Below are 23,045 nucleotides of genomic sequence, written 5' to 3' on the forward strand. Positions count from 1 at the left end.
TCCGGAGCGGATAAAACTAAGTTCCGCTAACGGAATTCCGCTCAATCAGGGATATCGGTAGGGTCCGTACTTTCTCTTCAACTACAGATCCGGCAATGAGTTTATCCATCATTTCGACCGCTCCCTCCGCCATTTCCTGCAGAGGCTCTTCAATCGTAGTCAAGGGAGGAGAAGAGATCGCGGAGATGCCCTCATTCTCTCCTCCCACGATCGAAATGTCCTCTGGCACCTTCAGGCCCATGACATAGGTCAAGATGTGCAAGGCCTCCAAAGCCTGATAACTAGAGCCGGGTATGAAGATGGAATCCGCTCCGGACTTGGCTATCCGAGTAATGGCCGCCAAGCGAGCTGACGTATCATCGAGAACCATACTAAACGGATCTACCGTTAGACCGGCGGATTCGATGCCATCTCGGAATCCTCGCAGTCTCTCTTCGTGCGGCAGAGTCTTTTGGGCAAAGAAAGCCAGCTTCTTTTTGCCACGAGCGATCAGATAATCTGCCGCTTTTCGCCCCGCGTCGTAGTGATCGGACCTAACGCTGTACTGATGGCCGGATACATCGAACTTATCCATATAGACAACCGGCAACCTCGTTTCCATTTCAGCCAGGAAACGTCCAAAATTCGAAACGCAATTGATGGCAATGATACCATCCAAAAACATTTTCGGCAGGTCCTCCATCGGATTAGCCGGAAAGGAGACCGCGATATCCCGGTGCGATAGAGCAAACGCGAGGTGAGAAGTCAGGTTTGCCGTATAGCCTTCAAGTCTATCTGAACTAAAAGGATCTGTGAGGATAGCCACCTGCCGCATTCTCGCAGAAAGCTGCGGTCGAATGTTCAGCTCCTTCGCAGCCTTGAGAATTCGATCCCTCGTCTTTTGCGCTACATTCGCGCGGTTGTTTAGGACCCGACTAACCGTTCCTGACGAGTAGCCAGAAATCCGAGCCAGATCATAGATCGTCGCCTTCCTGTCATCGCCTGAACCTTCATTCGATTCGACCTTTTTGGGCATTTACCTTCGCATGTTGCGGAAGGACCCAAACAGCGGGCGCCGAGAAATGGGGTGTTCGGCAGAAATGGCCCTTCCATGAAAACTAGGCAAGAAACCTGTATCTCTAACACTCAGGATGCAAGAAAAGATCGTCACCTTCGGCAAGATGCTGATCTAAATAACTTGTTGCTCAGCGAGGGACGCAGAGCACACGTCGCGTCGGCAAAACCCAAAAACGCTCAAATCAGGCGTTCGCCCTGATGCCTTTGATGGCAGAGTGCGTCAATTTTTCATGGGAAGCCGTACTCCATGCGAACAAGTCGGGCCGATCGCTTTGGTCACTGGAGTTTCGGGAAACAACTCTGTATCGCTCCGAAAACTGAGGCATGCCCACGGTTGAGTGGCCTCTCATTTCAGCATCCAGGCGAGCCGCTGCTTCATAACCTAAAGTCTCAAGCGCGCAATCGATACTGCTTAGCGTGATCTCCGAAAACTCGCAAAGAGCTTCGTTATTGCCCACCCCCAGCACTGAAATTTCGCTCGGGACATCGTAGCCAAGACCCACTGCTGTCGAGATGACAGTTAAAGCGTTCAAATCACTTCCCGCCATCACCCCTAAAGGCTTACGAAACTCGTCCAGAGATGCTTTGAGATCATCGAACGCCACGACAGAAACAAATGCCCCGCAATTGTCCGCAGCATCCAGAAAGCCTTCCATTCGTTCCTTCTCTCCTGCAATACTGTGATCAGCCACGTAAAGCAAATGGCTAAACCCTTGGTCCCTAAGATGTTCCGCCCCGATTGCCCCTACCCTAAAATGATCAATACCTACGGGCGATTCGCATCGGAAAGAGTCGAATGAATCCAAAACCACCGATGAAAGGTCCCCTCGCCCGAGCAATGCGTCCAGATTTTCCGAGCTTTGACCAGGGCGGAAATTCGCTATGATGCCGTCCCCCTTCCAGTGAGACAGATTTGGCAGGTGGCGAGAGTACCTCATACGGGTATCCAGATCCCAACCATGCTCGCCAGCGAACCGAGCCACCCCTTTGAAAAGCCGTTCATCCCAATCCTGAATGCCAACCATAACCCGGCGTCTCTTCTTAGAAAAACTATCTGCTTTCATCTTGTCTCGATTCATCTGCTCTCGGACCAAATCCACAACTCGAGTGCCGTTTTCCGATCCCTACTTAAGAAATTGTTCAGAGCCGAAACTCGATGGGTTCCCGTTCATGAGTCACCGAGAATCGCTCTGAAATTTTCGAATGCAGCATACTCTCACGCAAATGAACGGAGCATGAAGAGCGGGTCGATCCACCCCCTAAGGAGTCGAAAACGGCGAATCTTTGCGCCTCTACGAAGGGACCCGAAACAAGGAAAACACCCTAACTATTAAGCTGCAATTTCGCGCTACATTTACGCATAAACCGGGAATTCTCCCCCGAAAAACCAAGTCTCAAGCGAGGACCGATTTCTCCCTGAATTAGGGCAAAACGCCAAGGCCTCTGCTGAAATCCTACAGAAAGTCGCATAATGGGGGAAGAAAGAGGGGCCAGCTCCTCAATTAGAGGAAAATATCGCCGATCCACACCGTGTCATTACTTAGTTTCGAATCACTTTCAAAAACGACGAAGAAAAACAACGACTAGCCCAATCAATCCGGATGGCAATGGACGCTTCCCGCGTCTCTCGCCTAGCGGCCGCTGTGCCTATTCAAAACTCCATTTGAATCTAACAAACCCATGAACCGACCCGATCCATCGAGCAGCTAGCGAGCTCTCTCTGATTATTCGCCAGATGCCCCCAAAAGACGAAATCTCTTTTGACATGCCAGATGTAAGTTCGAAGGACAGCATTCCCGCTTTCCGCTACTCGAGCTCGGGCGCTGTGCACGAGGATCAAGAGCTTCAAAACGCCGTCCAGCATAAGCTGGACGAGATAAAGCGAATCACCGAGGAGCGGAAAAAGGAACGCGAGTTCCAAGCCCGCAAAGGGGAAATCTACCTGACGACTCGCTCGGTCTTCGCCCGCGCCCTTTGCGCCGTGGTCGCGAGCTACCTCTACTTCCTGCCGGATGGCTTTGGCATGAAGCTTTTCGGCATCCTCCTCTTTTTCGGAATTCTCGAAGGAGTTCGGAAAATATCACCCAACATCAAACCTCCTACCGAAATGCGAGAGACGATCGAGAACTATGTCGCGATCTTCTTTTCGTTGGCCATTCCCTACACGTTTCTGGGAAGCGAGGATCAGGAGAGGATCGGAATCGCCTTCCTCGTTAGGCAGCTGGAGCTCCTTTGGGAGTACCTGCTGGGATAAGAAGTCATGAGCGTCCACCTCTTCCTCAGGCTTATCGCCCTCTACTTCGTCGCTTGGATCGTGGGGCCCTACTACCTTTTCACGGTTCCAGAAGGCAGGCAGCTGAAGGACAGGACCATGTCCACCATCATCGATGCTTCCGCCTACACGGACTTAGCCAAATACAACAAAAGCCCCTTCTTGGCATCCGATATTGATCATTCCGTCAAAATGATGCCATCGGATCATCTTCACGCACTCCGCCTGCGCGCGACTTACATGCCTCGTTACGCCATGATACCTCTTTTTAGAAAAACGGGGGAGATAGCGGGACCGGTGCTAGGAATGCGGCCTGAAAACCGAGCTCAAAGCTATGAGCTCGGCTTGCTACTGATGGCCTTTCTCTCCGGAGCAGCGGCTATTTTTCTCCTGTTGATAACTAAGAAACACCCGAAATCAGCCTATATGGCAGTTATCGTAGCATGCTTTTTCGTGGGCGAATCCGTCCGCGAGTACCATTTGACTACTCTGTTCGAACTGGCCTCCATATTCTGTATCGGGGCCACGATGCTCTCGGCCAACGCCATACTTAAACGGATCGGCTACAAGTAGAGACCTGACAGAACCAAACGAGGTCCGCGTCTATTCCCCGCTGGAGATCCTGAAGAGACCGGCTCCATGAAAAGGAATGACTGGCGAGAAAATGCCATCAACTTCCCCCAGATCCTCCCGCTTCCAAAGGTCGCGAATCGTCACCGTTCCCTCAAAATCAAGCAGCGATAGATCCACAGGGACCGCAATTCCGGGCTCGACACTCTCGTTGCCATCTCGAGCCACGCTCACAAGGAATCGAGCTTCGCCCAGCTCCGATGATCCCCAGCTCTCGACAATGCCTTTGGCAGTAAATCGCTCCACCCCATCTGGGAGATCGTAGAAAATTCGAGCCGGGGCCTGGGCTTGAATCCCCAAAGCCGTTCCCGATTTGTCCACCCGGACTTTCGCGCTATCCCAGAGGGAATCTGCGAGGCTCCACTCCAAATCAGTCAATGGCTTGGTAGTCCCATCTTCGAAATGCAAAGTCGGCTCACTCCAAAAACCGTGATCGAACTGAGCCCCTTCCAGAATGCCGTCAAAGGTGAGGAAGAGCTTCGTGCCGCGACTAATACCGACCGCGATATCAGCCTCAGAATCACCACCGCGTTCCAAGGTTTCACTCACGTAATCAGCGTGTTCAGCCCCCAAGCGGACGCGATCTCGGGCATTGAAAACCGCCAAATACTTATCGCCGGAGCCAGCCACATCTGCAACCCACGCGATGAGGTCATCATTCTCGAAAAGCGGCTTGTTGTTCTCGCTGTCCTGATTGACCGCGAGCACCTCGTCATTAGTCAGCAGGTCCAAGGTAAAGTCATCCAGCTTTGCCAAGTCGCCTCCCATCATCAAAGGCGAGCGAGCGATACTCCATAGAGTCATGACCGTGTACTGCTCGTCCTCGGTGAATCGGGTGCTGCGTTTTCCCAATTCCAAAACTCCAAACGGCAACATATCCGCATCTGGCCAAGAACCAGGGATCCGGTACTCATTCCAATTCGCGAGTTTGGTGAATTGCTCCCGCACCGGCAGCCAACGGTCCCAGAAATCGTCGCTGATACGCCATAGGTTAGCATGCTTCTGGGCGTGCTCTGCCGCAGATAGCGCCGTCGCCCCAGGAGATAAACTAAGCACCATGGGCCGACCTGTTTTATCTATCGCCTCCCGGATAGCTTCGATCTCAGCCTCATGATCGTGGTAAGGACGCGAGATATCGTCGACCTTGACATAGTCTACCCCCCATTCTGCAAACAAACTGAAGACTGAGTCGTAGTATTCTTGAGATCCCGGTTTCGACATATCCACCCCATACATATCCGGATTCCAAGGACAGAAACTGTCCGTGTTGGCGATATCTTTAGCGTGTAGGTCTGTGCCAAATACAGGCAAATTCTTTTCAACCGCCTGACGGGGAATTCCTCTCATCAAGTGCACTCCAAACTTCAGACCCTTTCCATGAACATAAGCCGCCAGGTCCTTGAACCCCTTACCGTTCTCCGACGATGGGAAACGGTTGACCGCAGGCTGAAGCCTTCCGTATTCATCCATCACGAGTACCGCATCCGAGCGATAGGCATGGCTCTCAGCTCCCGGTTCGTACCACTGGATATCGACTACGACATACTCCCAGCCATGAGCCTTGAGCTTGCTCTCCATCACGTCAGCCTGCTGCTTAGTTTGAGCTTCCGTAACAGTGGTCGCGAAGTTATCCCAACTATTCCATCCCATCGGAGGCGTAGTTGCCCAGTCATGGAAATCTTTTGAGGAGACTGAAGTTAAAGGGCTGGATACAACGGCAAGAGCCATTGCTCCATAAAGAAGCAGGTCGGAGTTCATACGCGGATACTCAAATGGGTGGGGTTAAATCTATAATCCCGGAATACTCCCACTTGGAGCACCCTGAGATCGATGAACTCTATCTCCCAGAGAAGTTCTCCGGTCAACCGAGAAGCTACCCGATTCGCCTATTCCACCGCACAATGTGGACGCCCTCGCGCGTCGAAACGCACCCGAAGCAACAGATCTTTTCTCTGGAAAAAGCCGCCCTCTGCCCCGGGTTTAAAACGTGAGTTTTTGATGAGCCTAAGCGCTACCCTCGCTACGATCGGACTGGTTTCCGAAAGTACAGTATGGTCGACACTATAGCCTTTGTCATTCACCCCGATAGCGATGAGAGCTTCCTCACCCGTAACCGCGCTGGCCAAAGATTGCGGGACCTCTAGCGAAGCGACTCTTTCGATCTCCGGCTCTCGACTCTGGATTTCCCTCACCGGGATCAATCGTCCATTTCGCTTACCAAGCTTCTTCTCGGTGGGAGCGAAGTATATCTCCTCTCCCCCTGAAAAGAAGTGATAGTGATAAACACCACGATTCAGGTCATCGAAAGCCAACTCCGGCGAAATACGAATGGAAGCCGCCTTCTCTGCTTCCAAATCAGGGATCTCAAAGGGCAACAAAAACTCCCGTCCATCCATCGCGTACAGACGTAGCACCACGTAACAGTCCGTGAAGTCCCTACTGGGTTTTGCCTTCACAGTGAAATCGAAACGGGTCGTCCGTCCCTCCTGCAAGATGTGCCCTATCGGTCGGTTGATTTCCAGGAAGCCATCCGCATAGCTACTCGCCTCATCAAAGAAATAAGATCCCGCGACCACGCTCTCAATAGAGAAGCCGAGGTCGACCACGCAGTGCGAGTTATTGAGCGCCAATACTTCCAGCCGTTCCTCAACATCAAAAGGGCTGGGAATCATAAGCCGATGCTGGGCTCTTGTACTGAAACAAAAAGCCGTCCCTAGCAACAGGGAGACGACGAAACGCAGGACCTGCCGAAGTGGCAGTCCACAGGGGCATGTAGACATAGATTTCTCTCCTCGGGTTGGGGTTTCGGAGAATTAGGGGTGGATCTATGAAGCTACAAATTTCCCAGTAAATCGCAAGACACTTGCTCCAATCGGTAAATTTTACCTTCTAAAAACAAAAAAGGCGAAGAAGCAGTACTGCCTCTTCGCCTCTATTAGGAGGGCGGAAAAATTGTTAGCTGAAACAGACTACTTCTTGGCCATCAGACCGCCAAGGATGGAAAGAAATTCGTCCATCTGAGGTTCAGTCCCGATACTGACACGAGCCCACTCCGCATACTTCGCTTCCGGAGCGCCTGAAACGCGGGAACCGCTGATCAGGATTCCGTTTTCGGACATAGTGTCGCGAAGAAGCTGTTGGTCGATTCCGGAGTGGAAGTAAACAAAAGCGCCGTCTGGCTGGGCATATTCGATACCCATCTCGTCGAAGGCATCGGTAACATGCTTACGCACGTCCTTGTACTTCTGAACGTTGGCAGCCAAATGTTCGGTATCCTTGAGAGCCTCGCACGCAGCAATCGCGGAGATGTAGCTCGGAGCGCCCATGTAGAATGGCTTGATTGTGTCGAGCACCTCAGGATTAGCTATTCCATAACCGATGCGGAAGCCCGCTAGTCCGTAGCCCTTTGAGAAGGTACGAGTCACCATCATGTTCTTGCGAAGCTTGGTGAGCGGAGCGCAAGTCGCCATAGCGAAACTCGAATTCGTAAGCTCAAGGTAAGCCTCGTCTACGAAAACCAGGATGTCTTGAGGCACCGACATGACAAACTTCTTGAGCTCAACCGAATCCGCCAAAACGCCGGTTGGGTTGTTTGGGTTACAGATATAGACGATTTTAGTATTTTCGTCGATAGCATCACCCAAGGCCTTGAAATCATACCCCATGTCCTCGCTCAAAGGAGCGAACTTCACATCACCACCACGCTCCTCAAACTTACGGATAAGCTGAGTGTAACCCATCTCAGTGGTAACGACGTTCACGCCTGGCTCCGCGTAAGCAAGAGCAGTCATCATGAGTAGAGGGCCAGAACCCGCAGTTGTCAGGATGTAGCTTTCAGGTACTCCTTCCTTCTTCGCGCAAAGCTCTACCAACTCCCCAACGTTGTTACGGTTGTAGTAGCTACCACCATCAAGAGCCTTGATCATCTCGGCCTTGGCTTTCGGAGTGTATCCAAAAGCGTTCTCATTACTGCTCAGCCTGATAGGACTGTCTTCCAGAGTGGGAGCTGGCTCTCCAATAAGCGAGCTAGTCAAAAGCGCGCTGGCTACTGCCATTGGAGCGAGCCAACGACACTTCCGCAAAACTGCGGGATTAGACATCTTTTTCATGGATTAAATGCGGGACCGAAATTCTGTCAGGAAATTTCTAATACAAACGATCCGAGGCAACTACATGCGCAAAGCCGCTTGTTCGATACGGAGCAAGTAATCTGCTACGTAATCCTTCGGATCGATCTGTTGAGCTTCGCGCAAGTACTTGGCCGCAGCAGCGTAGTCGCGTTTACCCACGTTCAATTGAGCGAGAGCGAGGAAGGCCTGATGGGCGTAGTCATCAATCTTGGAAGCGTTTTCGGCGTAGTATTCAGCCTTGGCCATATCGCCGCGCTTTTTCTCGAGCTCGCTAAGCGAGAGTAATGCCCCTCCATTGAGTGGGTCTTTCTCAACCAGGGTCGCGAGGAAACCGGCCGCGCCATCGATATCGTCTTCACTCATCGCGATACGAGCCTTCACGTTCAAAAGACTAGATTCCTGAGCAGAAGTCAGCTTGTCTCCTAGAGTAGACTCTAGCTTTGAAAGTAATGTCTCCGCACTGGAAATCTTGTCCATGAAGATCAAAGAATTCGCGATCTCGATAATGCGCCCGGCGCGTGCCCCACCCTTGTCCATCGCGGCGATGTAGCTTTCGACCGCGGGCTCAACAAGACCTTGGTTAACGAGTAAGTCACCTAGAAGTCCGAGAGTAGAACCATCTGCCTTCCCCATGTCCTTGACTACCGTCAAGTTGGCGGCGGCCTTAGCAGTTTCGTCAGTGAGGAGGAACTGGTTGGACTGCAGCTTCCACCAATCGGCATTGGTCGGTTCTGCCTTGATGAATTCATAGAGGAGACCGATGGCTTCCTGAGGACGCTCCAGAGCAATAAGACACTGCAGTTGGCCCAATTTCCAGTCTCGGCTGTCAGGATCGAGCATGATCGCTACGCGGTAAGCATCCAAGGCAGTCGCGGGACGATCCATATTCAGATAGCAGTATCCAATCAATCCATACATCGATCCGTCGGCAGCCTTGATTTCAAGCGACTTTTGCAGGCCCTTCAAAGCGTTCGCAAAATCATTGTTCGCAACATAGGCACGGCCGAGGTTGTAGTAGGCCTGCGCATAGTTGGGAAATTTCTTAACCGCAGTCGCGTAAGACTCGATCGCGCTATCTACGTCTCCTTCTTGATAGTAAAGATTTCCAAGGATGAAATCAAAAGCCGCACTGCTTTCCGCATTGATCGATTGAGAGATCTTTACGATCGCTGCGGCTGGGTCAGTGCCGATCAGAGGAACCACCTCGTCAAACAAGCCCTTTTCAGTGGCGGTGATGTTGGGATTCGTAGAGGACTCCGCTACATAGCTTTCCGCGAAGCGAGCACGGAACTCAGGATTATCGAAAGACTGCTCGGTAAGCTCATAGACTTGAGCGAAGCTACAGTGAGCGACGATAGTCGCAGCAGCGATGGCTAGTTTCTTATTAAGGTTCTTCATGTTTAATTCTCCCATTTGACTGGGACTTGGAAATAGACTCGTGCAGATACTGGCTTACCTGCCACTGTTGGTTTTGTGTAAACGATGGACTCGAAATAATCTCGGAAGAAACGTTCGTATTCATCGTCGATCACTTGGTTCACCTTGCTGATGGTAACGGAGCCATCAGGGTTGATAGTACCCACCATATCGATCATGCCGGATTTCTTCTCACGTTTCATGCGCGGAGAGAAGTTGATCATAGGCGTACGAGTTTTGCGGGGAGCTTCGTCCAAATCGCTGATCTCGAACAAGCTAATCTGCTCCATGGTCTCAGAAGCGCTTACTCCTACCTCACCCAGAGAGAAACCTCCTGCGAGGGCATCCCCAACACCTGGGTTTAAGGCCATGTTAAGCTGCGAGAGCGACAACTGTGGTGGAGGTGGTTGCATCTCCGGTGGAGGATCGCTCTCCGGCGGTGGCTCCGGAGGAGGAGGCTCCGGCGGAGTAAATGCTGGCGGTGGTACAGTCACATCGAACTCGCGCACTTGGAGATCCGCCTTCTTCAACCCAGCAAGAAACTGAGTGAAGGGCAACATAGCAAACATAGCGAAAACCGCTAGGGCTGCCAAACCGCCGGACCCCAAGGGCAACTTCTTGAGAACTGGCCCCTCGTATATTTTGTATTTAGCTGCCATAGGACTTACCTAGTTAACCTACACTCAGCCTTCGGTAGCCAAATTAATGGTATCCGCACCAGCCAGCTTACACTCGTCGTGGACTCGAGTGTACAGGTCGATCGAAGCGGATTTATCCGCTTGGATGATTACTGGCATTTGGTCTTTGGATACAAGCTGGCGCACGATGGATCGCACTCCAGACAGGCCCACTTCCTTGCCACCATAAACGATCTTACCGTTATCAGTGATAGCGATCAGGATGCTATTCTTTTCGAGATCCGATGCGGATGCAGCTTGCGGCTTGTTAACTTCAACCCCTGTTTCTTCTACGAACACCGTTGTTACGATGAAGAAGATCAGTAGGATAAATACCATGTCGATCAGCGGGGAGATGTTGATCTCATCGCTTTCAGCTTCGCCTTCTAGAAGGGAACGTCTTGATTTCATAAAGCTTTAACTTGCTAAATTTTGTTTCTCTAACTTGAGGATCGTTAGGATCTCCATCCGAGTGAAAAACGAGTCGAGCTCGCCGATCTGTTTCTTAACCACTGTCATCATCACGTAGGCTGGAATAGCTAGAACCAAACCGGTTTGAGTCGTGATCAATGCCTCGGAAATACCCCCAGCAACCAGGTCGATCGTATTACCGCCAGTGCTGACCGAAAGGCCGAAGAAGGTACCCAGCATTCCGATAACTGTTCCTAGAAGGCCTGTCAGCGGAGCAGCTCCCACAAGGATATTGCAAAAATACAAACGCCGTTGCAGCAGCGGCAGATGGGCAACCCGCAGCTCCTCGAAACGTGCCCGAGCACTGTCTAGATCGTTTTTTCCACCTTGGGTGAACTCGATCATCTCCCCAACTTCGCCCTCCGCGTCACTTGGCACATCGATCCAGTGACCAAGCTCGTTGGAATCCATCTGATAGAAGGAATTCTTCTTCATATGAAGATAGAGCTCAAAAATGGCGAAGTATATCACCGCTCCCAGCATGGCGAGCGGGATCATAAGCCACCCACCCGCAGCCCAGAGCGTTAACGTTTCATGGATGATACCTTCGTCCATGTTAGGAAATGGTCTTGATGCCGTTAATGAAGCTGATCGACATCTTTTCCATACGAGCGATGTACCCCTTCGCCTTGCGAGAAAGGATTGCGTAGAGCAACAACGCCGGGATGGCCACGATCAAACCAAATTCAGTTGTAATCAAAGCTTCGGAGATACCACCAGAGAGGGATTTTGCATCACCTGTACCAAAAATCTTAATACGATTGAAGGTGTTGATCATACCAGTTACCGTACCGAGAAGCCCGAGAAGCGGAGCGACCGCAGCAGTTACAGATATAAATGGCAACAAACGCATAACCTTAGGCTGCGTATCAACCATCGATTCGTAGAGAATTTCCTCGACCAGTTCTGGATCGTGATCCGCGTACTTTACGCCCTGCTGGATCATCTTGCCCATCGGGCCTGAAGCGTTGTTGGCAGCGTGTGCAGCACCTTCTTTATCCTTGGAAGCAAGTTTCGAGAGCACTTCCGACAAGAAGCCCTCCTTGGGCTTTGGCAAAGTAGCGAGCTCAAAGGCCTTGAAGGCAGCAACCGCAAGAGAAAGGAATGCGAAACCGAGAATTGGATACACCCAGATACCACCCTTGCTGATATGGTCCAGGACACTCTCCTTCGTCGCTTCGATAGCCATAGCATTGTCAAGCGTTGCATCGATCGGGAGCGAACCTTCCTGGCCTGATGCGATGGCAGCAATACCTGGATTGAAAGAACCATCCATGATCGGCATAACCAAAGGTTCCGTGGAGTTACCTTGCTCGACCAAGCCAGCCGTTTCACCGCTAGCAAAGTAAGTAATAGGCCCGAAGCGAACGAACGTACCATCTTTGAGAATACCATCCGTTGTGATAGCCTGCCCTTCGTATGTAGCGCCTCCTGCGAGTGCTTCCATGCGTTCGAGAGCAGCCTCGATGATCTCCTTTTGGGCTCCAAGCTTTTCCAACGCAGTGGTGTTTGGATCCTCGTTAGTCATTTCCGAGGCGGTTATCTTATCCCCGTAAAATTCATACTCAGAAGGATCCAACTGCGAGCCGAACGTGCGTCCGAACTCAGAGCTCAAATTGATCAAATAATCCACCATCTCCTCCTGCGAATTGAGGGAGGCTTCATAGGTTGAAAGGTCGGAGCTTTGGTTGTCGCTAATACGTTGCGCCCTATCGGCCTCGCGACGAAGATCGCGCAACTTGGAGAAAAGCGTGTCGCGCTCCTTGGTCAATGGAATCTTCTCGGACCCGATTTCCTCTCTTAGGTCCGCCAACTTCTCAAGTGAAGCGTCCAGTTTTTTCTGAGCATTCTCTGCGGCAGCCTCTAGGGAACTTTGGCCCCACATAGGGATTGCGGATACGAGAAGCGTAGCTGCGATAATTGAAAGTTTCTTCATGGATAGCGTTTCCTTAAAATCGTTATTATGGAGTGACGATCTTAGCTGGGAGGCCGATGAATTTGGCATCCGTAGCCCGATCGTAGATGGCAACTAGCAGGCCGATGTCTTCCGCGAGCGAGGCGTCAGAAACCCATTCCCATCCTTCGCTTACAGATGGGTATCCATAACCTGCATACTCGCCTGTTCCATCAATAAAATACGCGTACGCGAACCCGAAGTACAGAGTAGTCACCTCGCGAGTCTCGCCGTCGACATCCTGTATACCGGTGTCTTTCGTTACTACACTTTGAAATTTGTCGTACTGAGTCATGATCGCTACGATGTTTTGCAAGCGAACCGTGACTGCAGTGGTCTCCTTATCCTCTTCGCTCGGCATGCGCTTGAGGAAGGTACTTATCATGTCTTTGAAAGCTTCCGGCCAAGTGGCGGACAGCTCCTTAATTTTAGCTTCATAGCTGTCCACTGCGGCGGTGATGTCGTCAGTCGACTCGTCTAGGACAGCCTTTTTATCGTCGAGCTCAGCTCGCTTCTTTTCACCCGCTGAGGCAGTTTCTTCAGCGGTTTTGATTATTTCCTCAAGGCTTGCGATTTCGGTCTCCATAAACTCGATGGAGTTCTCCAACACTTCCTTCTGCTCGATCCACTCGGACTTTTCCTCGGAGATCTGCTTCTCAAGCGAGATCCACTCGCTAAGAACGTGCTGCGTGTCTTTAACCACGTCAGCGGAAAGTGAATACAGACCCGCGAATGAGAACGTCGCAACGGCGGTCAGTTGTTTCAGTGGAAATTTATATAAACCTTGCATTGTAAAAATTCTACCCCTCTACGGGGAGCATGTAGCGTTTGTTAAAAAGGCCGTGGCGGAACTACCCACTCCGCCACGGCGTGTTTCATCAAGTCAGATCGGCGAACAAACGGGTGCCGAGAACTAGAAGGTGGTCTCCATCTTCAGGGTGTACTGGCGACCGCGATCGGCACGTACTGTACCGTCTTCGTCGGTGTAGCCTGCAGCGTACACGAAGTAAGAGTCGAAGAGATTGTAAACGTTGAGTGATACCTTCCAACCTTCGAGAGCCGTGTCAGCCTTGCCGGTGTAAGCGATGCTTGCGTCGAAAAGGGTGTAGGAGTCGATTGGCTGAGTATTCAAGGTGTTCACGTATACATCGTCGTAGTACTTACCACCGAAGGTGTAGCGCATCTGCCCCTTCTTGTAGATCGCGTCGAAGTTAGCAGTAAGGAATGGAGTGTTACCGAGGTCGTTACCGCCGATATCGAGGTACTCGAGGTATGCGTCGGATTCGCCCGTAGCTTCTGGGTTAACTTCGTAGCGGTAACCTGCAACCGCGTCGTTGGAAGCGGAGAAACCATTGAAAAGGTCTTCCTGGAAGGTTGTTTCCTGGATGGCGATAGAACCGCTAAGGGTCAAACCGTCGATGCCAGTTTGGAAGTCACCGGAAGCTTCAACACCCCAAGAGTCAACACCACCGACGTTCTGGTAAACGCTGTTACCCGCAGCACCTGCATTCGCAGAGTCGATAGGTACCGCGGAGGCCAAGATACGGTCTGTGTAGCTGATCGAGTAAGCCTGCAAGGTATAGCTACCGAATGGAAGAGAACCACGAATACCGATATCGAAGTTGTCAGAGTATTCTGGCTTCAAGATATCTGGGTTGAAGGTGTCACCCGCAGTAGTGATCGTACCGGAAGTTGGCGTAGCCATGTTTTCCGAGTAGTTGAAGAAGAGCTCGGTGCTGTCGTTCAGAGAGTAGAGCAATCCGAACTGTGGCAGGAAGAAGTCTTCGTACGTAGTGGAACGGAAAGTCTCTTCGTTGGCGAGCCACTCTGAGATACTGAGGAAACCGTGAGCATCACGATCAAGCTGCAGAGCCTTGATACCGAAAGTGATATCGAGGTCACCATCCATAGTGGTGTAGGTGTCCTGTACCCAAAACTGCATTACATCTTGATCGATGTAACGAGTGTAGTTGGTGAAGTTGAACTGGTCGTAGCGATAGGCACCCATGACCGATCCACCATCGAGGTTGTAGTTAGGACGTTCCGTGCCGTGGTGGTCGAATTCGTACCAACCACCAACGATCAGCTTGTTGTTTTCAGTTTCCCATGTGTAGGAAGCAGTCACACCGTAGCGGTGGCCACCGAAGTTTTCGTCACGAGCAGTACGACCAGGGACACCAGCGACATACTCTACACCGTCGGCGTAAGCAGCGGTGCCAGGAGCAACGATCGCGTGGTCTGCGCTATACTCTTCGACGATTTCACCGGTTGAGCTGACTGGGTTCCCAGCGGCGTCGTACCACATCTGACCCCAGATGTCCGTACGAGTAGGATCGTTAGCGTAAGCGGCGCGAATCTGTGTTTCGGCGTAGTCCGTGCCACGTCCCCAGAGACCGTAGTTGTTCTTGTCCTGGTAGTAGACGTTGACGTCCATAGTCTTGCCGTCTTCGAAATCAAAGTCGAAGTTGAAACGCTGGAGAGTATCCATACGTCCATTACGCCACTTATCGTAGTAAACGGCGTTGGTACCTTCACCTGGTCCAACAGTGTAGTCAAGGTAAGCGAGAGGGCCGAGGTTACGACCACCATCGGAGTAGTCACCATAGTTCCAAGTACCAAGGTCTGGGTAATCCCATGGAGTGTACTCCTTGTAGCCTTCACCGGTACCGAGGTAATCGCCTGCTTCCAACTGCGTGTAGTCGGAGTAGCTCATGGTCATGGTGTCGTAGTCGTCACGGTCGTTGTACGTCATTGCGTACGTGATGTCTACCTTATCGAAGCCTTCATACTTGAACTTCGCTTCAGCGCGGCGACCAACGTTCTTGGCGAGACCGTCGAGGCCCTTAGGAGTGAATTCGAAGTGAGACGCGCTTACGTAACCAGTGAAACCTGGTACGATTTCGCCCATCTCGTACTTGGCGAACATGCTCAAGTGGTCGAAGCTACCGTAAGAAGCCGAGACGTAAGCGCCCGCTTCCTTGGATGGGTCCTTAGTGAAATACTGCATAGAACCACCGAGAGCCTGGTAGGCTGGAGTGGTAACGTCACCTGCACCCTGAGAGATCTTGATGGTAGTCAAGTTGGCAGAGTCAACCATACGGCCGATTGGAGTACCGTAACGTGGGTTACTGTTACCTACTGGTACGCCGTCTAGAGTAACACCGAGGTTGTCGATGCTGAAGGCGCGAACACGAACGTCATTGGCGAATTCGTAGAAACCGAAAGGGTCACTTGTCGCAACGTTAACCCCAGGGATCTTGTCCACCATTTTTTCCGGCATAGCTCCCGGCATGGCGATTTCCAAAGCTTCGAGGTCCAAAGAATTGTTAGCGCGGCTTTCACCTTGACCAACAGCTGTGAACGTTTCGAAGACTTCCATTCCAGAGCTGGAATCATCTTGTGCGACGGTGGCTTGTGTAGCCAAGCCCGCGAGCAAAATCGCGAGTGCTGCTTTTGCGAGTGGGGTCTTGGAGGACGACCTCTCGCCTTCATTCGAACGTGAGCATGCAGCTACGCCGTCCGGACTTAACGGTGTTGATTTAGACATCTTTTTGTTAGGTTTGAGTTTTTCTTAAAACCAAGTCGCCGAAAGCATCATCAATGCCAAAGCCACCTCTCGAAACGGAGTAAATTAATTAATTCCCCTAAAGCAGTGTTTTTTCCCAAGCAACTTGCAGATACTGCGTAAAATGCGAGGCATCACAGCGAGCGTATCGCGATTCCAAATACCGCAAGGCACCCCGAACTCCCAAACGCCCAGAACGAAAGCGCTGCAGCACTAGAATGAACATAGGATTAAAAACCCTAGCATATATTATAGTTGCAAGCTCCGCTCATGCACGAAGCCCAACCGGAGAGATCAATTTCGAGCAGGCTGGAGCTAGTATAGATTGTACAATTGTTAACAGCCGAAAAATAGCTACCCCGAAGCATGCAAATGGCATAAGCCCTGCTCGCGGGCCCTTCCGGCTTGCTGAAGAGCCTACACAAAAAGATGTCTAAATGAACTCCGTGTACCGTAACATTATGGCGGCGGCTGGAACCTTGTCCTGCATACTCCTGACAAGCACCGTTTCAAATGCCGCTGAAGAAACAACTAACGCCAAAGCTCCCGCCACGCAATCCGCTGCGAAAGACGAGACCAACTCCAGCCCACGCGAACGCGGTAGGATTCTGGTCAAGCGAAACCCAATCGCATCAGAGTATCAAATTTTTGGCGACAGCGGCACAGCCGCGGGAGCAGATGCAGACGGTGAAGGAGTAGACTTCAGAGCCTTCTTTCCGCAAAGCAATCCAGCAGACGACCCAAGCGAACTTCTCAAAATCGGCTACACGCTAAACTACAACGACCAATCCGGAATCGGAAAAAGCGGATATAACATATCATGGAAGCACGCTCTCGATTCGAAACAGAAAATAGTGATGGCCGCTCAACTCAGGCACTCGGCCTCGGATCGCTTGATTGAGCACTACGAGTCTGTATGGTCCGAGAGAAGCGAAGACGGGAACTACTACCTGGATCGCCCAAGGTTTTCCTACGATGAGATCCTTACCGAAAACACGGTAGCCTCCGCTCAAATAGGATACAAGGCGAACGACCGGAACTCCTTCTACTTCAAAACCTATCGGCAAGACTACAAGGACCACGCATACCGCAACCGACTCGAACTCCAGTTTGCCGGGGCAGACCTCATAGAGGACAGCCAATCAATAACCGAAGACGGAAGCGCCTCCGAGGCTATTTTCAACAACGCCAGCAGCCGACGCTACTTCGGCGACACCACCAACACACGAACTCGTGTTCACAATAGCATCGGAGGTACCTACACAGGCGAGGAGTGGACCGTAGACTACGTCGTATACATGCAAAAGTGGAATCTGGATACGGAATGGTTCAACTGGAACTTCACGGAATCCGGCCTAGATGTCGGATACGAAATCGACAATCCTTACAAACCAACCTTTACCACCTACAACGACACCAACTTGCAGAACCAGAGCAATGCAACGCTCTCCAGCCTAAGAATACACGACACCCACACTCGAGATCGCGATCTGGCTGCGAGAATCGACGCGGACCGAAACATCAGCCTGGGCAGTCGAGACCTGTGGATACAAACGGGAGGCTTGCACCGCGAGAAAGAGCGCGAGGTCTGGCAGACTATTCAAGTCTACTTCCCCTCTAGCGACAACCTCCTCTATCTGACCGATGTCGCAAACGACGAAGAATTTGGATCTATCCTAGAGGGCTACTTCGAAATGCCGACCGGACTTGATCCCGCAAAAGGCCGAGACGCTTTTTACAACAACCCAGAGTACTTTGCAGCGAACGATTACCGCCAAGCAATAGAATCCGCGCCCCAGTCCTACACCGCCAAAGAATCAGTGACCTCCGCCTATCTCCTTGGCACCCAAAAAACAGGAGACTGGACCTTCGAAATCGGTGGGCGCCTCGAACATACTGAAACGGAAACACGAGGCACGGTCGTGATCCCAGAATCGGTCAACGACGCCGACGAGGGCGCATATCTAGAAACTGTCGTAAACCCGTCCAACGGAGAGGCCCAAATCATCAAGGACTTGTATTCGGAAAACAGCTACGACAATTTCATCCCAAGCGCGGAAGCCACCTACCAATTAAGCGATTCGGACAGGATCAAGGCAGCCTGGTTTCAACTCCTCATGCGACCCCAATACTACAATATTGTGGACTATCGCAGAATCAGCGTCCCAACGCGCAGCATCTCCGAAGGCAACCCAGAGCTCAGCCCAACATCAATCGACAAAGCTCGACTATCCTGGATAAGGGACAACGAGACGCTCGGCAGCTTGGCTTTCGAGCTCTACTACATTCAAATAGAGAACTTTTTCTACGGCTCCGTAACCGACGAAGTGATACTTGAGGACGGAGTTCCTCAAACCTACAGGGTAAGCCGAGTCGAGAACGGTGAGAAGGCAAACATCAAAGGCTTCGAAATACAGTGGAACAAGACGATAAACGACTTCGCTATTTTTGACACGTCTACCGCCACCTTAGCTTATACCTACTCAGACTCCGAAGCGACCGTGCAATCCCGCCCAGAGGATATCCTAACCACCCCCGAGCGATCTAAGCACCTGCTAAAACTGAACCTATCCGGACGCATCGGCAACTACAGGACAGAACTTGAATACGCTTACCAGAGCAAAGCCTTGGATGATCTCGGCAACTCCGTCGAGCAGGACGTCTACCGGGAGCCCGTAGTCAGCCTTAGCTGGCTGAACCGCTATAGTCTGGATAAAACAACAAGCCTAAACTTGAACTTCGCCAATATTACCGACCACGCTGAGCGTTCATACGAGGGTTCGCCCATCCGGGTAACAGGAAACCAATACAGCTCCTGGTTCGGGACGTTCAACCTGACGAAGACCTTCTAATGAGCGGCCCCGCATGGAGCTAGAGGAGCGAAGGTCCGAATCAAAGACGTGGAAGGCCCTATTCTGCGTAAACCTGATCAACTCCACCCAAGCCGCCCTTGGGGTGGTTGGGATCCCTTCCCTTTCCGACAGCGCCCAATTCACCAGCCACCAGCTGACCATCCTGCTCGCGGTTTTCCCAATCGCGGCAGGGCTCTCAGCGCTGATTACCGGCCCCATCTCCGACCTCATAGGGAGGAAAAACACCCTCGTCGCAGGACTCTCCCTTCTCGGACTCTCCCTCGCCCTTCACGGGATCGCCAACCAAGCGGAAACGCTGATAGCTCTCCGCTTTTTCGCAGGTATCGCCACCGGATCGATCACCGGCCTGCCGGCATCATTGCTTAGCGACAATTTTCGGAAAGAGCGGCACCAATCGCTCAACGCAAAAATGCTTTGCGGTTACGCTATAGGCCAAACGATAGGCATCCCAGGTGGAATCGCCCTCCTCGAGTGGACGAGCTTCAATCACATATGTAGCGGGCTCGGATTCATCGCCCTCGCCTTAATCCCGATCGCCCGCCATTTCCTTCCCGGAAGAAACCCCAGCCGCTACGTAACCAAAAACTGGATAAAAGAGTACGCCAGGACCGCAACCTCAACGGTCAGAAACGCCTTCTTCGCCCGCATCGCCACGAGCTCCTTCCTGAGCTTCACCGCCCTATCCACCTTCTACGTTACGTTCGCCCTCTGGCTTTTCCAATCGGCAGGTCTTCGTCCGACAGAGATAGCGCCGATGTACCTTTGTGGAGGCCTACTTCAAGTAGGCGTCTTCGTTTTCCTTATACCAAGACTCAAGGCATGGCCAACGATGAAAGTCATAGCTGCCTCGCTTGCCGCAAATGCCGCCCTATTTATCCTAGCCTACCCCTTTTTCCAAAATGTCATCCCAGCGGCGGCCCTGTTCTCCCTGACCCTTGGTATCGTATCACTACGCGTGCCTGGATTCCAATTCCTGGTCAACTACTCAGGGCCCGACTACCAAAAAGGACTCCGAACCACTATCGTACAATCTTTCAACCAAAGCGGCAAAGCCGCGGGAGCGGCGCTTGGAGGAACCCTCTTCCAGCATATCAAAATGCATCATATTGCGCTGATATGCGCGATACTGATCATCTTCAGTTGCCTCTTTCTACTACTGGAGGGACGAAAGGGTAGGAATCTGGGGCAAAGCAAAGAAAGGTTAATGTAGAATCCAATATGAAATTGGGATGAAACTAGATTTGGGGTAAAAAGTAACGGCTTTGGCGCAGCCAGTGCTAACTGAAGATGTCTAGTAAACAGGTGCGGGGTCTACACCAAAGCCTGACCCAAAAGAGATAGGATCGATCCATCGGAGATCAATTCCAATCTCCGAATTTACCTACAGTTATTCAGCGACACCCTACAGAATATAGGAATCGAGGGAACTACTAGGGCGAAATCCCTATCTAAAGAGTTAGCCAAAGACCGCCTCCATCGCCTTGGCATAGGCCTCCATTTCATTGACCTTGCCAATACTGATACGACACCAGTCCTCGTAAGGAGGGAAAGGTCGCCCTACGAGAAAGCCATGCTCCTCCTTCATTATCCTTTGAAATTCGCGAATCTCGATTCCCGTGTGATGGAATACGAAGTTCCCAACCGAAGGAGTGTACTCCAAACCGTAGGAATCCAAAAGTGAACAAAAACGCTCCCGGCCTTCCGCGATCAAACGCTTTGACTGACGGTGAAAAGCCACGTCGCCTAGACTAGCGATAGCTGCGATCACTCCCAAATAGCTGGGGCTCGACATCTTAAGCTTACCCATCCGATCTACGATTTCCTTGCTGGCAATCGCATAGCCGATCCGGTGGCCCGCAAGCCCATGCATCTTCGAGAAAGACCGCCCAATGATCACCGGGTAACCATCCCTCACTAGCTGCACCTGCGTTTGCTCCTCGTAGTCCTCCAACAATTCGAGGTAAACCTCATCGAGGAACACCGAGCTGCTCTCCGCAGCTTTTACGCAATAGTCTCGTATCTTCTCTGGAGGCAGGATCGTTCCCGAAGGAGTATCCGGATTACAAACATAACTAAGGACGGCCTTCTTTTCATGCACCTTCGCTAACATGCCCTCCAAGTCATGATGCATGCTTTCAGTGTGGTCTACCCATTCTACGTGGGCTCCTCGTTTCTCAGCATACTCAGCCAATTGCAAATAGGTTGGCCGTGTAGCCACGACCGTCTCCCCCGGAGCGCCATAAGCCGCTCCCGCAAGCGATAGGATTTCGTCGCAACCATTTCCAAGAAGCACATTTTCAACTCCCACACCTTCGTGCTCAGCGATTCTCTCCTTCAAAATCTCCTCTTCGCGAAACGGATAACGGCAACTGTTACTCACCTCCCTCACAATGGCGATGCTAACCTTTTGTGAGGGTCCGAACGGGTTTTCGTTTCCTGCAAGGTTGATGTATTTTAGTTCCGGATACCGCTCGACTCGACTGCGGGCATCCGGAGAAGCCTGCCCCACAAGCCGCCCGCCGATGGCTAATCCCAACGCGGACACACCAGCACTCTTCAACCAAGCCCTGCGGCTCACATTACCACCCATCCCCTCAATTCCTTTTTCCCTCATCGCCTAAAATCAAACTCATCAATAAAAAGACCGGCCCTCACCACCCGCAGCTACCCAAGGGATGCTACAGAGTAAAGTGGTCAAGGCCGGCCTCCAAACCGCGATTAAGCGGCTAACTACCTAATAGAACAAAGAACAATAAAAACCAAACAAGGACTAGAGCTTACCTTGCCCCTTCATCACTTCCTCGAAAACGCTCAAGAAAGTAGTCATCTCCTCTTCGGTACCGATGCTGACGCGGCACCAGTCAAACATCGGAGGGAAAGGACGTCCTACCAAAACGTTCTCAGCCTCCATAAGAGCTTGGAATTCCTTGATGGGAACTCCGGTTTTCATGAATACAAAGCTGCCATGCGGCGTGGCATACTCGATGCCGAGTTCGTCAAGGCGATCAGTAACCATCTTACGAACGCTCTTGTAGCTGGAAACACTCATTTCGAAGAATGCAGGATCCTGCAACGAAGCAGTGGCAGCAACGCAACCAAGCTTGTTAGGCCCACCCATGTGGAAATCCGACAACTTCTTCTTGAACTCTGGCTTCATAACGCCGTAACCCACGCGGAGACCAGCCATGCCATAAACCTTCGAGAAAGTACGAGCAAGAATCACGTCCTCACCTTCGCGAACGAGGGAGATCATGCTGTTCGCCTCGAGGCCGCCCTCGGAGAGCTCAAGGTAAGCCTCGTCAACAAACGCAACTACGCCATCGGGAAGATCGCGGATGAAAGCCTTCAACTCGTCAGGGTCGACGATCGTGCCGGTCGGGTTATTTGGATTACAGAGGTACACCATTACGGTGTTCTCGTCGATAGCCGCCTTGACCGCCTCGAGATCGTACTCAAGCTCGTCGTTGAGCGCTACAAGCTTAGTTTCGCCACCGAACTTCTCAAAGGTGCGAATGAGCTGAGTGTATCCAGGCTCTACAGACACGACATTCTTGCCAGGCGCCGCATAAGCCATCGCAGCCATTACCAATACGGGTCCTGATCCCGCTGTAGGCATAATGTAGTCGCCAGGAACCATCTCACGCATGGCGATCGCATCGATCAACTCCATGGTTTCTTCGAACGCGTAGCGATTGATATCAGGCAACTCCTGCATGATAGCCATCATGGCCATCTGAGAGTAGCCGAAGGCATTCTCGTTTCCGTTAATCTTGACCGGACCTTGGCTGCCCTCATCTGTATCAACCTCATGCTGGCTGAACGCCACTTGTGGCGCGAGAGAGAGAGCCGCGGCTGCGAACAGGGAAGCGACGAGTCGGGAGGAGCGTTGCTCCATACCGCTGAGTAGTGGTTTAATAGACATCTTTTTGTGTTTTCGGTTAGATCAAATTGAAATTTGCCTGAGCAGGCCCTGTGCCCAACCGGCCTATGTTTCAAAATTA

The 23,045-nt window shown here is 51.7% G+C and carries 18 protein-coding genes; 4 read left to right on the forward strand and 14 right to left on the reverse strand.

Annotated elements, in window-relative coordinates; all coding sequences use genetic code 11:
* Window positions 1-16 precede the first annotated feature (16 nt).
* Together H5P27_RS10630 and H5P27_RS10635 are read right to left on the reverse strand one after the other, a co-directional pair.
* Window positions 17-1,015 (reverse strand): LacI family DNA-binding transcriptional regulator, encoded by a 999-nt coding sequence (locus H5P27_RS10630; RefSeq protein ID WP_185660366.1) that lies wholly within the window; start codon window positions 1,013-1,015, stop codon window positions 17-19.
* 223 nt (window positions 1,016-1,238) lie between these two features.
* Window positions 1,239-2,135, reverse strand: coding sequence for a substrate-binding domain-containing protein (locus tag H5P27_RS10635; RefSeq protein ID WP_221774680.1), 897 nt, complete (start codon window positions 2,133-2,135; stop codon window positions 1,239-1,241).
* Between the two features lie 656 nt (window positions 2,136-2,791).
* Here H5P27_RS10635 and H5P27_RS10640 point away from each other — a divergent pair.
* Together H5P27_RS10640 and H5P27_RS10645 are read left to right on the forward strand one after the other, a co-directional pair.
* Complete coding sequence (locus H5P27_RS10640) at window positions 2,792-3,310, forward strand: hypothetical protein (RefSeq protein ID WP_185660368.1); 519 nt, start codon at window positions 2,792-2,794, stop codon at window positions 3,308-3,310.
* Between the two features lie 6 nt (window positions 3,311-3,316).
* On the forward strand, window positions 3,317-3,901 hold the full coding sequence (locus H5P27_RS10645; RefSeq protein WP_185660369.1) for a hypothetical protein: 585 nt from the start codon (window positions 3,317-3,319) through the stop codon (window positions 3,899-3,901).
* 30 nt (window positions 3,902-3,931) lie between these two features.
* On the opposite strand, the gene H5P27_RS10650 is transcribed toward H5P27_RS10645, so the two are convergent.
* The 10 genes from H5P27_RS10650 to H5P27_RS10695 form a co-directional block, all read right to left on the reverse strand.
* The gene (locus H5P27_RS10650; RefSeq protein ID WP_185660370.1) at window positions 3,932-5,716 is read right to left on the reverse strand and encodes a Melibiase subfamily; all 1,785 of its coding nucleotides are present in this window, start codon (window positions 5,714-5,716) and stop codon (window positions 3,932-3,934) included.
* Window positions 5,717-5,844: 128 nt separating this feature from the next.
* Window positions 5,845-6,630 carry a hypothetical protein gene (locus H5P27_RS10655; protein ID WP_185660371.1) on the reverse strand — a complete coding sequence of 262 codons (786 nt, stop codon included), beginning with the start codon at window positions 6,628-6,630 and terminating at the stop codon, window positions 5,845-5,847.
* 297 nt (window positions 6,631-6,927) lie between these two features.
* Window positions 6,928-8,058 carry a pyridoxal phosphate-dependent aminotransferase gene (locus H5P27_RS10660; RefSeq protein ID WP_185660372.1) on the reverse strand — a complete coding sequence of 377 codons (1,131 nt, stop codon included), beginning with the start codon at window positions 8,056-8,058 and terminating at the stop codon, window positions 6,928-6,930.
* Window positions 8,059-8,127: 69 nt separating this feature from the next.
* Entirely contained in the window at window positions 8,128-9,486 is a 1,359-nt protein-coding gene (locus H5P27_RS10665) for a tetratricopeptide repeat protein (RefSeq protein WP_185660373.1), read from the reverse strand.
* A gap of 2 nt (window positions 9,487-9,488) precedes the next feature.
* Complete coding sequence (locus H5P27_RS10670; protein ID WP_185660374.1) at window positions 9,489-10,163, reverse strand: hypothetical protein; 675 nt, start codon at window positions 10,161-10,163, stop codon at window positions 9,489-9,491.
* A 24-nt stretch (window positions 10,164-10,187) separates the two neighbouring features.
* Window positions 10,188-10,592, reverse strand: coding sequence for an ExbD/TolR family protein (locus H5P27_RS10675; protein WP_185660375.1), 405 nt, complete (start codon window positions 10,590-10,592; stop codon window positions 10,188-10,190).
* Window positions 10,593-10,598: 6 nt separating this feature from the next.
* Window positions 10,599-11,207 carry a MotA/TolQ/ExbB proton channel family protein gene (locus H5P27_RS10680; RefSeq protein ID WP_185660376.1) on the reverse strand — a complete coding sequence of 203 codons (609 nt, stop codon included), beginning with the start codon at window positions 11,205-11,207 and terminating at the stop codon, window positions 10,599-10,601.
* 1 nt (window position 11,208) lies between these two features.
* A complete protein-coding gene (locus H5P27_RS10685) occupies window positions 11,209-12,588 on the reverse strand; it encodes a MotA/TolQ/ExbB proton channel family protein (RefSeq protein WP_185660377.1) in 1,380 nt (459 codons plus the stop codon).
* A gap of 25 nt (window positions 12,589-12,613) precedes the next feature.
* Window positions 12,614-13,396 carry a DUF3450 family protein gene (locus H5P27_RS10690; RefSeq protein ID WP_185660378.1) on the reverse strand — a complete coding sequence of 261 codons (783 nt, stop codon included), beginning with the start codon at window positions 13,394-13,396 and terminating at the stop codon, window positions 12,614-12,616.
* Between the two features lie 123 nt (window positions 13,397-13,519).
* A complete protein-coding gene (locus H5P27_RS10695) occupies window positions 13,520-16,153 on the reverse strand; it encodes a TonB-dependent receptor (RefSeq protein WP_185660379.1) in 2,634 nt (877 codons plus the stop codon).
* 455 nt (window positions 16,154-16,608) lie between these two features.
* On the opposite strand from H5P27_RS10695, the gene H5P27_RS10700 reads away from it, so the two are divergent.
* Window positions 16,609-19,023 (forward strand): TonB-dependent receptor, encoded by a 2,415-nt coding sequence (locus tag H5P27_RS10700; RefSeq protein WP_185660380.1) that lies wholly within the window; start codon window positions 16,609-16,611, stop codon window positions 19,021-19,023.
* 13 nt (window positions 19,024-19,036) lie between these two features.
* A complete protein-coding gene (locus H5P27_RS10705) occupies window positions 19,037-20,254 on the forward strand; it encodes an MFS transporter (protein ID WP_185660381.1) in 1,218 nt (405 codons plus the stop codon).
* Between the two features lie 246 nt (window positions 20,255-20,500).
* On the opposite strand, the gene H5P27_RS10710 is transcribed toward H5P27_RS10705, so the two are convergent.
* Together H5P27_RS10710 and H5P27_RS10715 are read right to left on the reverse strand one after the other, a co-directional pair.
* Window positions 20,501-21,658 carry a pyridoxal phosphate-dependent aminotransferase gene (locus H5P27_RS10710; protein WP_185660382.1) on the reverse strand — a complete coding sequence of 386 codons (1,158 nt, stop codon included), beginning with the start codon at window positions 21,656-21,658 and terminating at the stop codon, window positions 20,501-20,503.
* Window positions 21,659-21,814: 156 nt separating this feature from the next.
* Complete coding sequence (locus H5P27_RS10715) at window positions 21,815-22,966, reverse strand: pyridoxal phosphate-dependent aminotransferase (RefSeq protein ID WP_185660383.1); 1,152 nt, start codon at window positions 22,964-22,966, stop codon at window positions 21,815-21,817.
* Window positions 22,967-23,045: the final 79 nt, after the last annotated feature.

The sequence above is a fragment of the Pelagicoccus albus genome (genome assembly GCF_014230145.1).
Classification (GTDB): Bacteria; Verrucomicrobiota; Verrucomicrobiia; order Opitutales; family Opitutaceae; genus Pelagicoccus; species Pelagicoccus albus.

Excerpts from the sequence above, each read along its gene's own strand:
- H5P27_RS10630 (WP_185660366.1), bottom strand. The coding sequence starts at position 1,015 with ATGCCCAAAAAGGTCGAATCGAATGAAGGTTCAGGCGATGACAGGAAG.
- H5P27_RS10635 (WP_221774680.1), bottom strand. The coding sequence starts at position 2,135 with ATGAATCGAGACAAGATGAAAGCAGATAGTTTTTCTAAGAAGAGACGC.
- H5P27_RS10640 (WP_185660368.1), top strand. The coding sequence starts at position 2,792 with ATGCCCCCAAAAGACGAAATCTCTTTTGACATGCCAGATGTAAGTTCG.
- H5P27_RS10645 (WP_185660369.1), top strand. The coding sequence starts at position 3,317 with ATGAGCGTCCACCTCTTCCTCAGGCTTATCGCCCTCTACTTCGTCGCT.
- H5P27_RS10650 (WP_185660370.1), bottom strand. The coding sequence starts at position 5,716 with ATGAACTCCGACCTGCTTCTTTATGGAGCAATGGCTCTTGCCGTTGTA.
- H5P27_RS10655 (WP_185660371.1), bottom strand. The coding sequence starts at position 6,630 with ATGATTCCCAGCCCTTTTGATGTTGAGGAACGGCTGGAAGTATTGGCG.
- H5P27_RS10660 (WP_185660372.1), bottom strand. The coding sequence starts at position 8,058 with ATGTCTAATCCCGCAGTTTTGCGGAAGTGTCGTTGGCTCGCTCCAATG.
- H5P27_RS10665 (WP_185660373.1), bottom strand. The coding sequence starts at position 9,486 with ATGAAGAACCTTAATAAGAAACTAGCCATCGCTGCTGCGACTATCGTC.
- H5P27_RS10670 (WP_185660374.1), bottom strand. The coding sequence starts at position 10,163 with ATGGCAGCTAAATACAAAATATACGAGGGGCCAGTTCTCAAGAAGTTG.
- H5P27_RS10675 (WP_185660375.1), bottom strand. The coding sequence starts at position 10,592 with ATGAAATCAAGACGTTCCCTTCTAGAAGGCGAAGCTGAAAGCGATGAG.
- H5P27_RS10680 (WP_185660376.1), bottom strand. The coding sequence starts at position 11,207 with ATGGACGAAGGTATCATCCATGAAACGTTAACGCTCTGGGCTGCGGGT.
- H5P27_RS10685 (WP_185660377.1), bottom strand. The coding sequence starts at position 12,588 with ATGAAGAAACTTTCAATTATCGCAGCTACGCTTCTCGTATCCGCAATC.
- H5P27_RS10690 (WP_185660378.1), bottom strand. The coding sequence starts at position 13,396 with ATGCAAGGTTTATATAAATTTCCACTGAAACAACTGACCGCCGTTGCG.
- H5P27_RS10695 (WP_185660379.1), bottom strand. The coding sequence starts at position 16,153 with ATGTCTAAATCAACACCGTTAAGTCCGGACGGCGTAGCTGCATGCTCA.
- H5P27_RS10700 (WP_185660380.1), top strand. The coding sequence starts at position 16,609 with ATGAACTCCGTGTACCGTAACATTATGGCGGCGGCTGGAACCTTGTCC.
- H5P27_RS10705 (WP_185660381.1), top strand. The coding sequence starts at position 19,037 with ATGGAGCTAGAGGAGCGAAGGTCCGAATCAAAGACGTGGAAGGCCCTA.
- H5P27_RS10710 (WP_185660382.1), bottom strand. The coding sequence starts at position 21,658 with ATGAGGGAAAAAGGAATTGAGGGGATGGGTGGTAATGTGAGCCGCAGG.
- H5P27_RS10715 (WP_185660383.1), bottom strand. The coding sequence starts at position 22,966 with ATGTCTATTAAACCACTACTCAGCGGTATGGAGCAACGCTCCTCCCGA.